The sequence below is a fragment of the Mycolicibacterium moriokaense genome (assembly GCF_010726085.1).
In the GTDB taxonomy this organism is placed as follows: domain Bacteria; phylum Actinomycetota; class Actinomycetes; order Mycobacteriales; family Mycobacteriaceae; genus Mycobacterium; species Mycobacterium moriokaense.
In genome coordinates this window covers 4,000,262-4,011,597 of sequence record NZ_AP022560.1, presented here as the reverse complement: position 1 = coordinate 4,011,597, position 11,336 = coordinate 4,000,262, and the positions used below count along the sequence as shown (strand labels likewise).

Here is an 11,336-nt window from a genome sequence, read left to right as displayed (position 1 = left end):
CCTCAGTCCGGTCTCAGCGCCAGGGCGTCAAGGTCTTCGATCGCCGTCGCGGCACCCTTGAACATGGTGCGCATCAGCTGCAGATGGCGATCGTTGACGATACCGATCTGGCCGGATGCGAGGACGGGATAGATGAAGCACCACGCCGTGGTGAGGCGGTAGTCGCGCCGCAGTTGTGGTCTGGGGTAATCGATTCCATGTTCGGCGAGACGCTCGGCATACCTGTCGAGCAGATCCTCCTCACACGCTCGTCGGGTCTCCACCGGAAGGCTTTGGCTCAGGAAATAACCGACGTCGTAGGCGCCGCGGCCCTTCGCGACGACCTGCCAGTCGAGTGCCCGCAGGGGCACGTCGTCGGCATCGACACCGAAGAAGAGTTGGTCTAACCGCAGGTCGCCATGCAGGAAAGTGTGTGGCGCGCGGGTGAGTTCGGTGAGGTACCACGGAATGAGTGACGGAATCCGTTCGCCGAAGTCGCGCAGCGCGGGCGACATGTCGTAGCCGACCTTCTCGGCGAACACGGACCATGCGGCCTCGTAGGCGGAGCGTACGGCCGCAGGGAACGGCGGGGTGTTGTATGTCTTGAGCCATGGCAGCGATGCAAGACGCTCGTTGTCCCACCAGTACGAGTGATGGCGCGCGATGCTGTCGATGACAGTTTCGGCGTCGGCGGCGCTGCAGCCGACGGTCTGGTCGCTGCTGCGTAGCTGACCGAGATCCTCGAGAACGAGCACGAAGTCGTGCGTCGCGGCGTCGAAGGCGGCAAAGTACGGATGCGCCGGCTTCAGGGGGTTCCTGATCCCGATCTCCTGGTAGAAGGAGACCTCGCGCAGGTAGAACTCGACGGGCTCGCACAGGTTCTGTCGTGCCGTGGTGTCCAGTGTCGGCAGCTTGATCACCACCGTCGGGGGCAGGTCGGGTCCGCCTTCGAGATGGACGCGAAACAGTCGGCCGAGCAGCCCGACTCCCACGGCGATCTGTTCTACCTTGAACGCCTGGACGTCGGTATTAAGCACTTCGCTGAGCCAGCTGGCGGTGATGTCCGAAGGATCGCCAGGGATGATCGGCATTCGCGTCGCCTCCCCGTGTCCTGCCTGCGTGCGAGCCAATCGTATTCACGATCGCCGGCGTGGCGCAGCGTATTTACCGTGCTGTCATCAGGTTTGCGCGGCCGCGGGCGCTTTTGCCGCGTCGCGCATCCACGGGGGGTCGATGCCGTCGTCCAGGCGGTTCTCAGCCTTGGCGTCCAGGTAGCGGAAATACAGCACGCAGAACACCACGATCAGCATGAGGCACCAGCCGTAGGTGAACTTCATGTACTCCAGGAAGCGGCCGGTCGTCGGCCAATGCCCGAGGAGCCAGCGGTCGGCGCTCATGAACCCGTAGATCGCCAGCCACGCCGGCCAGTTGCGCAGCACGGAGTTGGGCCGCACGACTGTCATCAGGAACGGGAAGAGCATCATCGAGTAGTAGCCCTGACCCAGTGACAGCACCAGGAACGACGCGATCAGCAGCACGCCCGACGACGTCAGCATCCAGAACAGCGGGTCGCGGGTCCGGTAGTACTTGTAGAGCAGCCACAGCGACAGGACCGCGAGCACCCCAAAGGCCAACCGCAACAAGATGATCAGCCAGAACGGCAACCCGTAGTACAGCCCGTTGCCCGCGATCGAGGAGTTGAAGTAGTCGCGGGTGGTGAAGATGTAGCTCGCGGTGCGGGTGACGAAGTTCATCGGATCCTTGACCAGCGGCCACGCCGCGAGGTTGAACACGACCGGCACCAGGAACGCCGGAATCAGCGTGCGCCACTGCCGATTCAGCAGCGGTAGCAACAGCAGCGGTGCCAGCAGCGGTTTGACCACCAGCGTCAGACCGATCGCCGTCCCGGCCAGCCACTCGTGGTTGCGGTTCCCGTCCAGCAGCCACCGGAAGAACAGCACCTCGAGCAGCAGGATGCAGCCGTTGATGTTGCCGAAAACCAGTGTGTTGATGACGCTCTCGCTGACGAACATCGCGCACAGTAGGGCGGGCAGCGCGACCGAGTCGAACTTGAACCCGAACAGCCGGATGAGGAAGTACGCCGCCAGCACGATCGCGATGGTGTTGAACGTGATGAACCAGTACCGCGACGCTTCGACGGGGAGGTACCCGAACGGCGCCATGATCAGGGTGCCGCCGGGCGGGTAGAGATAGTGCGGGTCGACGTGGTTGAAGTGCTCGTTGTAGATGTCCCAGCCCATCTTGAAATTCACGACGGCGCGGTACACCGGTCCGAAGTCGTCGGTGATGTAGCCGTTCGTGGCCAGGACATAGCTGCGGTGAATGATGAACAGGATGGCCAACGGCCACAGAATCGACCGCAACACCGTGGCCACGCCGGGTGGGGAGGTGCGGGGCCGGAAGGCGGCGAGGACAAGATCGCGCACAGGCGCACCGTACCCGACCCTGTCGGGGCGGCGTATCAGGCCGGGCAGAACGTGTCGGTGTCGGGGAGTTTGCCGCTGTCGAGATAGCCGATCACGGGCGGCAGCGCGCAGGGGGAGTAGATGGAGGCCCCGTGGCCGATGCCCTGCCACATCACGCGGCGGTTGGCCGCGCCGGCGTTGATCACTGTCGCCGCGACGGCGGCCACCCCCTCGTTGCCGACGATCGGGTCGTGCTGGGTGCCGAGCAGCAGGACGGGTGTCTTGAGGTTCTGCGGCTCTTCGGGGGCGGAACCGCTGGGCCAGCTCAGGCAATTCACCAGATCGAGCGCGCCCACCTGGCCGAACTGCGGGTACAACTTCCCCCACGCCACCACGAGCTCGCGGACCCGGTCGGGGGTCGGCCGGTTCAGGGAGTCGCTGCAGCTGTTGACGAACTGGCCGTCGGTGCCGCGCAGCTCTTCGGCCTCGTTGATCAGCGTGGTCATCGGGTTCCAGTCCCCGGAGCGGGCGGCGGCCAGGGCGGACGCCAGTCTGTTGGTGGCGGCGACGCGGTCACCGCGCGGGTAGGCGAGCGCGGTGGCGATGGCGTCGGCGACGGTGGCCACCGAGTGCGGGCTGGTCGTGTTGTAGCCGCGCGCCTGGTTCAGCACGGCATCGACGGCGCCCTTGGGGTCGGGACCCAACGGGCAGTTGACGGCCACGCACTGTGCTGCCCAGGCGTCGAGTGCGGACTGTTCGCCCTTGACGCGCTGTTCCATCGCGGCCTCGGCGGCGATGCCGAGCGGCAGCGGGGAGTCGAGCACCAGCCGCGCGACCTTGTTGGGGTGGCTGCCCGCATACGCCAGGGCCACCTGGGCGCCGTTGCCGATGCCGTAGAGCGCCAGCGCCGGCACATCCCAGGTGCTGCGCAGCCGTTCGATGTCCTCGGCCGCGCGGGAGTTGTCGTATGCCGAGTCCCCTGGGGCGATGGTGTCGGTGCAGTTGGTCGTCGCGGTCTGAGCGATGTCGCCGAGGTTGGCGACCGGGTCGTCACCGGGCTGGAACTGGGCCTGGTCGAGCATCGACTGCCGGTCGTAGAGATCGCGGCAATCCAGCGCTCCCGACATGCCGATACCGCGGCGGTCCACCGCCACAACCGGACGCGTCTTGAGCACATCGATGCCCGACCGCGCGAGCCACACCGGCAACTGCAGCGATGTCGGCAGGTCCGATCCGGTGGTCATCACCAGAGGTCCGGCGTCGTCGGGGGTCTCCTGGGTCGTCGCGCGGACCACGCCGATGCTGATGGACCCCGCGGCGCCCTTGATCGGGTCGAGGTCCGCGTCGTAGGTCGCGCAGTCGAGTCTCACTCCGGGAACGGGTGTCACGGAGGCGTCGGAAAAGACCTGTGACGTGCACTCACGCCAGGACAGGTCGTTCTTGGGAGGCTCGATCGGTGGCGGACCCTGCGGCGCCTGGGTGGTCTGTGGCTCGCCCTGGGGTTTGGCGCCGGAGTCGGTGGCAAACCGTGGGTTGGCTGCCAGACCGGGGGCGCAACCGGCCAGCAACACCGACAGCAGCACTGCTGAGATGCCCAACATCCGTATCGGGCGACGCCGTTGCATGCCGACCACAGTACTGATTCCCGCGGAAAATCCTCGTCGCGCTGGGGTTGCCCCCGCGTCACCGCGCCCGGACATACCGCGTGTAGAGGTAACCCTCGTCGTCGGACAGCAGGTGCGCGACGCGCATCTTGTTGTGCACCTCGCCGGTGCCCGCGGCGATGCGTCGTCCGACGCCGCCGACCAGGATCGGCGCCACCGTCAGGCAGAGTTCGTCGAGCAGATCGTCTTCGATCAGCTGGCTCAGCAACAGCGGACCACCCTCGCTGAGCACTCGGAACAGCCGCCGTTCGGCGAGGATCTGCAGCGCGGTGGCGTTGTCGACGGAGTCGGCTCGCGGTCCGGACGCGTTCAGCACCTCAGCCACCGTCCCGAGCCGTCTGCGGGTCTCGTCGACGGCCTCGGCGCACGTCAGGATCAGCGGTGTGACCTCGGTGCGGGTGAAGAACAGCGCATCGGGATCGAGTTCGCCGGACCGGGTGACGACGGCGATGGGCGGCACTTCGGACTGCCCGCGGCGCTGCCGCTCGTTTCGCGCCGCGAGTGGCACCTGCGCGCCGGAGTAGTTCTCGACCCGCACGGTGGCGGCGCCGACGAGGATGACGTCCGCGGCGTGGCGCATGACACCGAAGAGGCTGCGATCGCCCGGTCCGGCCAAACCGCCGGCCTTGCCGTCGGCGGTGGCGGCGCCGTCGAGGCTGGCGATCATGTTGCCGCGTACCCAGCAGGTCTGTAGGCCGTCGGGATAGGCGTAGAAGTCGGCGAGACGGGCGTCGGCACCGTCCATCGGGGGACCGTCGGATCCCAGCGCGGTGAACTGCACCATGAACAGCATTGCAACACGTCGATAAGGTGCGTGCATGCATGGGCCCACCGGTGTCGGACATTTGGTCGATCGCCATCCCAAGGTCACGCCGGAACGATTGATCGCTCAGCTCATCCCGCCACCGACCTTCGCCGACGTCAGCTTCGACACGTATCTGCCCGATCCAGCCGAACCGTCGCAGGCGGCGGCGGTGCAGTCGTGCCAACGGTTCTGCGATGAGGCCGTCGAGCGACGGGCCGGCAAGAAGAGGCTGTTCGGCCGCCGCGAGGTGCTGCCCGGCGTCGGGATCTACCTCGACGGCGGATTCGGCGTCGGCAAGACGCACCTGTTGGCGTCGTCGTACTACCGGTTATCGGAACCCAAGGCGTTCGCGACGTTCGGCGAATTGACCCAACTGGCAAGTGTTTTCGGGTTCGTTGAATGCATCGATCTGCTGGCCGACTACGTCGTGGTGTGCATCGACGAGTTCGAACTCGACGACCCCGGGAACACGACGCTGATCTCGCGGCTGTTGTCCCAACTCGTCGAGCGCGGGGTGTCGGTGGCGGCCACGTCGAACACGCTGCCGGAACAACTCGGCGAGGGCCGGTTTGCCGCCCAGGACTTCTTGCGTGAGATCCACACGCTGGCAGCCATTTTCACGACCGTGCGCATCGACGGGCCCGACTACCGGCACCGGGATCTGCCCGCCGCGCCCGAGCCGTTGAGCGACGAGGAGGTGGCCGTCCGCGCCGCGCAGACGCCCGGGGCGACGCTGGACGATTTCGACGCGCTGTGTGCGCATCTGGCGACCATGCATCCGTCGCGGTATCTGACCCTGATTGAGGGAGTGTCGTCGGTGTTCATCACCGGCGTCCACGCGATCGACGATCAGAATGTCGCGCTGCGGCTGGTGTCTTTGACCGACCGGCTCTACGACGCGGGCATTCCCGTCACGGCTTCCGGCGCAAAGATGGACACGATCTTCAGCGACGAGATGCTCGCGGGTGGGTTCCGCAAGAAGTACCTGCGGGCGACGTCGCGGCTGCTGGCGCTGACGGCGGCGTCATAGCGGCTGTGGAGTTTCAGAGAGGCCGCACCATCACGTAGTCGTTCTCGACGCCAGCGCCGAGCCGAAAAGCCTTGGTGCCGCTGATCGTAAAGCCGTGCTTGCCGTAGAAGCGTTGTGCGCGACGGTTCTGCTGGTTGACGCCCAGCCACACGGCTCGGGCGTTCTGATCTCGCGCCCAGTCGAGCGCTGCGTTCATCAACGCTGCGGAGACGCCCGCGCCGTGGCTGTCGGGCAGCACGTACAACTTCGAGACCTCGATCGCCGGCCGCAGCGTGACGGCCCGCTGGACATCGTCGTCGTCGGGGACGCCGCGAATCAGCATCGCGTAGCCGACCATTCGCCCGTCCTCACGTCCGGCGAGCACGAAGCGTTCATCATCGGCGAGGTAGTCGCGGAAACGTTCCTCGGACAGGTTCTCGGCGATGAACGCGGCGATGTTGTCGCTTGTCACCGACGGCGGGCACGCCAGCGGGAACGTTCGGGCGGCGACGTCGGCGAGCTCGGGAACGTCGTCGACAACGGCCGCCGTGACGTCAATCTGCAATCAGGCCACGTTCCACTGCGCGAGGTGTTGACCGGTGACCTTGTCGAGCAGGACGACGTTCGAGATGAGGTCGCGGTAGCAGTCCCACCAGACCCCGCCGCTGACCGTCGACCCGGCCGGCGCGTTGGTCAATGCGAGCGACAGCGCATCGGGTGCGTCGGTGTTTCGCGGTTCGTACGAGTCCCCGGTCGCCGTCACCCCACGGAACTGGTAGGTGATGGCCTGCGCGTACGGCGTGGGCACCTTGATCGGATGGACGGTGATCTGCGCACGCCACACCTGGTAGCGCGGCGCCCGCGGCGGGTAGCCGAAGCCGGGCGGGACGGGGGACGGATCGAGGCTGTTCACGGTGATGTCGGCGACCAGGCCCTCGAAGTTGACCTGCAGCGTCTCCCCGATGCGGCCGATGGGCGAGGGCGCGGCCTGAGCGGGCGCAGCCGTCAGACCGGCGGCCGCCGCGATCAGGGCCATCAGGAGCACGAACCATCGGCGCATGCCGGGAATGATTCCACAAACTGAAACGTGTTACAGGCGCTTCACGACACCCACGGCCCGACGCCGCCCACCTTGTCGATGCGGACGCGGGTCAGCAGTCCCGCGGGTGCGTTCGGCGGCGGAAAGTGCTCGTCACTGCCTAGCATCACCTTGGCGAGCCGCTTGAGCAGTTCGGGTGCGCCGCCCTCTTCGATCCGCGCGGTGCCCGTGATCGACAGGTAATCCCGCAGCTGACCGGGTCGTTCTTTGGCCAGGATCGTGACGGCCACGCGGGGATCGCGGCGCACGTTGCGGGTCTTCCGGTACTCGCTGAGGTGCGCGGCGACGAGCTCGTCGCCGTCCGGGGTGGATTCCAGCGCCATCCAGATCGTGGAGACCTGAGGGCTGCCGTCCGGATTGAGAGTGACCAACACGGCATCGGTGCCCGCTCCGATGAGATCACGGGCCGCGTCGTTGAGTTTCATGCGTTGTTCTACCGAAACGCGGACCGTTTCATTCCCTCAGCCCGCCTCGAGTTCCAGCAGGGCCGACTTGGCGAGCACACCGCCGACGTACTGGCCCGCGGACCCGTCGGATCGCACCACTCGATGGCATGGCACCACCACCGGAACAGGGTTGTGTGCGCAAGCGGTACCGACGGCGCGCACCGCGCGGGGGTGGCCGATCGCGGCGGCGACGGTGGCGTAGCTCTCGCGGTGGCCGTAGCCGATGTCGCGCAGATGCTCGACGACGCTGCGCCGAAAGCCCTTGGCCAACCGCAGGTCGATCGGCACGTCGAAAGTGGTGCGGCGCTTCGCGAAGTACTCGTCGATCTGCCGCGCCACGCTTTCCAACCGGCGGGGTGAGCGCAGGACGCGGGGGCTGACGGCGTCGGCGAGCCGGGTCAGCACGGCGTCGTGATCCTCGATGTCGTACGCCACCCGCACCACGCCGACAGTGGTGGCGGCCAGCAGCAGGGCACCGACCGGGGTGTCGATCGTGCGGTAGGCGACGTCGAGGATCTGGTCGTCCTCGGCGGCCTGTTCGAGACGTGCGTGCAACCGCGACAGGGTTTCTTCGTCGGCGTGTAGTTCGTCGAAGATGTTGGCGGTCATGATGTTTCGTCCTTATGGTAGGTCTTGCGCAGAGACTTGATGCCGTCGGCGGCGGCGCGGCGGGCAGCGTCGGGGGAGTTGTCGAGTAGTTCGGCGATCTCGGCGAACGGCAGTCCCGCGATGTGGTGGTAGGCCACCGCCTGACGTTGTTTGGTGGGTAGTCGTTGCAGCGCCGCCCACAGGTCCGGGTCGCGTGCGGCGGGGTCGGCGTGCGGTGTCGGTCGGTCGGGCAGGGGGTCGGTGGGCACGGGTCGACGGGATCGCGCGCGGCCGACATCGAGGGCGCGGCGGTGCGCGATGGTGACCAGCCACGCCTCGACATTGGCGTCCTCGGGCAGTTCCGGATAGGCCCGTAGTGCCGACAGGAATGTCTCCGACCAGGCATCCTCCGCGTCCAGTGGCCCGACGACAGCGCGGCACACCCGCAGCACGGTCGCGCCGTGCTCGGCGACGACCTCTTCGAACGGGCGCACCTTCACATTGTGTAGACGCCGAGGCGGGGTTCGATGTGAGATCAGCCCTTCGTGAACGGTTCCAGCGCCGCGGCCAGATCGGTCTCGAAACGTCGTTTGTTGACACCGAGGCGGTGCAGCACTCCGTTCTTGTTCTCGTTCTGAAGGAGCGCCAGCACGATGTGTTCGGTGCCGATGTAGTTGTGGCCCAGGCGAAGTGCCTGGCGGAAGGTCAGTTCGAGGACCTTCTTGGCGGCGCGGTTGAAGGGCGTCAGCGCGGGCAGGTCGCCGTCGGTGCGAGGCGGCAGTGTGATCGTGTTCGTCACAGCGTCGGCGGTGACGCCCTGGTTGGCGAGCAGTTTGACGGCCAGGCCCTCGGGGTCGTCGAAGAGCGCCAACAGCAGGTGATCGGGGGTGATCTCGACGTTGCCGGCCTCGTGTGCCTTGTTCTGGGCGGTGACGACGACGTTGCGCGCCCTCGGGGTGAAGCGACTGAAGCCGGCGTTGGGGTCCATTGCCTCGGCGTCGCTGGGGACCTTGGGCACGAACCGCTTCTGAGCGGCCTGCTTGGTGACGCCCATGCATTTCCCGATCTCGGTCCACGACGCGCCGGAGCGCCGGGCCTGGTCGACGAAGTGGCCGATGAGATGGTCGGCGACCTCGCCGAGGGATTCGGCGGCCAGCACCGCGTCGGTGAGCTGATCGAGTGGCTCGTCGTGCACCTTCTTGATCACGTCGATGAGGTCGTCGAGCCGAACGGGGTTGGTGATCTTGGCGGGGCCGGTCATATCGTCAACTCTAGGTTGACGGATTCTAGTCGTCAACCGTTGGTTGACGGACGTGGATAGCCGCGGCGGACCGTGCGATCGAGGATCCCCAAGGTGGCGCGCAATGCGAGCTCGGAGACGATCGGGAAGATGTCGGCGTCGCGCCACTGCGGGTGGATGTCCGACCAGTCGTAGAACGAGGTGACCAAGGTGCCCTCGTCGGTGGGCTCGAGTCGGTAGCCGTAGATGTGGCCGATGTCGGGCTTGAGCTGGCCGAAGATGGTCCACGCGATCAGGCGGTCCTGCTCGAAGTCGGTGATCGACACGGTGACGTCGTACTTGCCCAGCTCCGGATAGTCGTTGAGCGCTTCGCGATCCATGTGCACGACGAAGCTGTCGCCCTTCGCGGTGACCGGTTCACCGTCGGCACTCTGCAGCATGCCGGTGGCGTCGATCGCGACATGGCCCTGCGGGTCACACAGCACCGCGAAGATGTCGGCGGCGGACGCGGCAATGGTGCGGGGCACTTCGATGCGTTCGGTCATGGCCGAATCGTGTCAGGTGTGATCTGCGCCGCGTCCGTTTTCCGGGATTCGTCATCGGGTAACCGAATTCTCGATGCCGACCGACGAACTCGACCCGATCGACAGCTCGCAGCAGCCGCCGTTGCTGCGGCGGGCCGTCGCCTTCATCCACGAAAACGCGCATCGCGACATCACATTGAGCGATATTGCCGCGTCGGTAAACGTCACCCCGCGGTCGGTGCAGTACATGTTCCGCCGCTACAAGGGAAGGACGCCGCTGGAGTATCTGCGGTGCGTCCGGCTCAAGCACGCCCACCGCGACCTACAGGCCGCGGATCCGTCGGTGGACACCGTGATGGCGATCGCCGGCCGGTGGGGGTTCGGCCATGCCGGACGGTTCAGCGGCATCTACAAACGGACGTTCGGGACATCGCCGAGCCGCACCCTGCGCAGCTAGCTGCGCGTCTACATCGGGCAGCTAGCTGTTCTCGGTCATGACGTTGGTTGCAGTCGGCTGATGGGTGGTACCCCGTCGAGTGCGCTGTGGCGGCGTTGAGTGTTGTAGAACTCGACCCAGGGCGCAAGTGCTCGGGCGCGGTCTGCGTTGGAGGCGAACACCCGGCGATAGGACCATTCGCTTTGCAGGGTGCGGTTATAGCGTTCCACCTTGCCGTTCTGCCATGGGCAGTGCGGCTTGATGAACAGGTGTTTGGCGTGCAGTTGGTCGATGACGGCAGCGACGTGGGCCGAGCGCCGATAGCTCAGATGGTTGTCGGTGATCACGCGCTCGATACGCGAAATGCCCTGCGATTGAAAGTATTGCGCCGCCCGAGCAATGAACCCGGCACACGTCGGACCTTTCTCATCGGCATGGATCTCTGAGTACGCCAGCCGGCTGTGGTCATCGACCATCGAGTGCACGTAGTCATACCCGATACCGCGCCTGCGGACCTGTTCACTACGCCCGTGAGCGCGCCACCCACCCCCGTCGGGGATACGACCGAGCTTTTTGACATCGACATGCACCAGCTCGCCAGGCCGTTGTCGCTCATAGCGTCGTGTCGTGGCCTTCGACGACTTGATCACCGCACCGGTCATCGGATCGCAGTCACGCAGGTAGGGCACAGCGCGACGGCGCAGAATCCGTCCCACGGTCCGGGGCGCAATGCCCAGTTCAGGACCCAGCCAGTCCTGGCCCCGACGATGTTTGCGCCGCGCGGCATCACTTGGCGCTCCACCCGCGCCGAGGTCCGCGAGGGGCTGTGGTGCGGTCGTGAGGACCGGTCATGCAGTCCGGCCTCACCTTCAGCGGCATAACGGCTGATCCAGGTGTGGACGCATTTGCGGGAGATGCCCATCGCCGCGGCGATATGGGCCTGCGGCCACCCTTGCTGGTGGCGCTGCACGATCAGCATTCGGCCGTGCAGCGTGGTGCGGGCATTACGGTGGGACACGAGAACCTCCGGGGTGGTGATGGGCCTTCGACAAGCCACACCTCACCCGGAGGTTCTCCTCACATCAAGCCAACACGCCTGCTACCAACGTCATGACCGAGA

At 66.3% G+C, this 11,336-nt stretch carries 13 protein-coding genes and 1 pseudogene; 2 read left to right on the top strand and 12 right to left on the bottom strand.

What is annotated here, in order from left to right:
* Window positions 1–2: 2 nt before the first annotated feature.
* The 4 genes from G6N43_RS19680 to G6N43_RS19665 form a co-directional block, all read right to left on the bottom strand.
* Window positions 3–1,070 carry an oxidoreductase family protein gene (locus tag G6N43_RS19680; protein ID WP_083156317.1) on the bottom strand — a complete coding sequence of 356 codons (1,068 nt, stop codon included), beginning with the start codon at window positions 1,068–1,070 and terminating at the stop codon, window positions 3–5.
* An 87-nt stretch (window positions 1,071–1,157) separates the two neighbouring features.
* Complete coding sequence (gene aftC / locus G6N43_RS19675; protein WP_110810508.1) at window positions 1,158–2,426, bottom strand: arabinofuranan 3-O-arabinosyltransferase; 1,269 nt, start codon at window positions 2,424–2,426, stop codon at window positions 1,158–1,160.
* Window positions 2,427–2,461: 35 nt separating this feature from the next.
* Window positions 2,462–4,030 (bottom strand): alpha/beta fold hydrolase, encoded by a 1,569-nt coding sequence (locus tag G6N43_RS19670; protein WP_083156349.1) that lies wholly within the window; start codon window positions 4,028–4,030, stop codon window positions 2,462–2,464.
* Window positions 4,031–4,088: 58 nt separating this feature from the next.
* Window positions 4,089–4,862 carry a pyrimidine reductase family protein gene (locus G6N43_RS19665; RefSeq protein ID WP_083156320.1) on the bottom strand — a complete coding sequence of 258 codons (774 nt, stop codon included), beginning with the start codon at window positions 4,860–4,862 and terminating at the stop codon, window positions 4,089–4,091.
* Window positions 4,863–4,887: 25 nt separating this feature from the next.
* Between G6N43_RS19665 and zapE the strand changes: the two genes are divergently transcribed.
* A complete protein-coding gene (gene zapE / locus G6N43_RS19660) occupies window positions 4,888–5,904 on the top strand; it encodes a cell division protein ZapE (protein ID WP_083156322.1) in 1,017 nt (338 codons plus the stop codon).
* 13 nt (window positions 5,905–5,917) lie between these two features.
* Here the strand turns inward: zapE and G6N43_RS19655 are convergent, their stop codons facing one another.
* Genes G6N43_RS19655 through G6N43_RS19625 form a run of 7 tightly spaced genes read right to left on the bottom strand, consistent with a single transcriptional unit; the run spans window position 5,918 to window position 9,801 of the window.
* Window positions 5,918–6,448 carry a GNAT family N-acetyltransferase gene (locus G6N43_RS19655; protein ID WP_083156323.1) on the bottom strand — a complete coding sequence of 177 codons (531 nt, stop codon included), beginning with the start codon at window positions 6,446–6,448 and terminating at the stop codon, window positions 5,918–5,920.
* Window positions 6,449–6,943 (bottom strand): hypothetical protein, encoded by a 495-nt coding sequence (locus tag G6N43_RS19650; protein ID WP_083156325.1) that lies wholly within the window; start codon window positions 6,941–6,943, stop codon window positions 6,449–6,451.
* A gap of 41 nt (window positions 6,944–6,984) precedes the next feature.
* Entirely contained in the window at window positions 6,985–7,407 is a 423-nt protein-coding gene (locus tag G6N43_RS19645; protein ID WP_083156326.1) for a PPOX class F420-dependent oxidoreductase, read from the bottom strand.
* Window positions 7,408–7,443: 36 nt separating this feature from the next.
* Window positions 7,444–8,037: a methylated-DNA--[protein]-cysteine S-methyltransferase gene (locus G6N43_RS19640; protein WP_083156328.1), complete on the bottom strand. Its 594-nt coding sequence runs from the start codon at window positions 8,035–8,037 to the stop codon at window positions 7,444–7,446.
* Entirely contained in the window at window positions 8,034–8,516 is a 483-nt protein-coding gene (locus tag G6N43_RS19635) for an RNA polymerase sigma factor (protein WP_179967895.1), read from the bottom strand. The genes G6N43_RS19640 and G6N43_RS19635 overlap by 4 nt, the downstream gene beginning before the upstream one ends.
* A gap of 35 nt (window positions 8,517–8,551) precedes the next feature.
* The gene (locus tag G6N43_RS19630; RefSeq protein WP_083156329.1) at window positions 8,552–9,277 is read right to left on the bottom strand and encodes a Clp protease N-terminal domain-containing protein; all 726 of its coding nucleotides are present in this window, start codon (window positions 9,275–9,277) and stop codon (window positions 8,552–8,554) included.
* A gap of 32 nt (window positions 9,278–9,309) precedes the next feature.
* Window positions 9,310–9,801: an SRPBCC family protein gene (locus G6N43_RS19625; protein ID WP_083156331.1), complete on the bottom strand. Its 492-nt coding sequence runs from the start codon at window positions 9,799–9,801 to the stop codon at window positions 9,310–9,312.
* A 73-nt stretch (window positions 9,802–9,874) separates the two neighbouring features.
* Here G6N43_RS19625 and G6N43_RS19620 point away from each other — a divergent pair, with 73 nt between their 5' ends.
* Complete coding sequence (locus G6N43_RS19620; RefSeq protein WP_083156332.1) at window positions 9,875–10,237, top strand: helix-turn-helix transcriptional regulator; 363 nt, start codon at window positions 9,875–9,877, stop codon at window positions 10,235–10,237.
* 35 nt (window positions 10,238–10,272) lie between these two features.
* Here G6N43_RS19620 and G6N43_RS19615 read toward each other — a convergent pair.
* Window positions 10,273–11,234: pseudogene (locus tag G6N43_RS19615) on the bottom strand (IS481 family transposase).
* Window positions 11,235–11,336 lie beyond the last annotated feature (102 nt).

What these genes read in the sequence shown, in the direction of transcription:
- G6N43_RS19680 (WP_083156317.1), bottom strand. Translation starts at nt 1,070, where the DNA reads ATGCCGATCATCCCTGGCGATCCTTCGGACATCACCGCCAGCTGGCTC.
- G6N43_RS19630 (WP_083156329.1), bottom strand. Translation starts at nt 9,277, where the DNA reads ATGACCGGCCCCGCCAAGATCACCAACCCCGTTCGGCTCGACGACCTC.
- G6N43_RS19620 (WP_083156332.1), top strand. Translation starts at nt 9,875, where the DNA reads ATGCCGACCGACGAACTCGACCCGATCGACAGCTCGCAGCAGCCGCCG.
- G6N43_RS19650 (WP_083156325.1), bottom strand. Translation starts at nt 6,943, where the DNA reads ATGCGCCGATGGTTCGTGCTCCTGATGGCCCTGATCGCGGCGGCCGCC.
- zapE (WP_083156322.1), top strand. Translation starts at nt 4,888, where the DNA reads ATGCATGGGCCCACCGGTGTCGGACATTTGGTCGATCGCCATCCCAAG.
- G6N43_RS19670 (WP_083156349.1), bottom strand. Translation starts at nt 4,030, where the DNA reads ATGCAACGGCGTCGCCCGATACGGATGTTGGGCATCTCAGCAGTGCTG.
- G6N43_RS19665 (WP_083156320.1), bottom strand. Translation starts at nt 4,862, where the DNA reads ATGCTGTTCATGGTGCAGTTCACCGCGCTGGGATCCGACGGTCCCCCG.
- G6N43_RS19625 (WP_083156331.1), bottom strand. Translation starts at nt 9,801, where the DNA reads ATGACCGAACGCATCGAAGTGCCCCGCACCATTGCCGCGTCCGCCGCC.
- G6N43_RS19640 (WP_083156328.1), bottom strand. Translation starts at nt 8,037, where the DNA reads ATGACCGCCAACATCTTCGACGAACTACACGCCGACGAAGAAACCCTG.
- G6N43_RS19645 (WP_083156326.1), bottom strand. Translation starts at nt 7,407, where the DNA reads ATGAAACTCAACGACGCGGCCCGTGATCTCATCGGAGCGGGCACCGAT.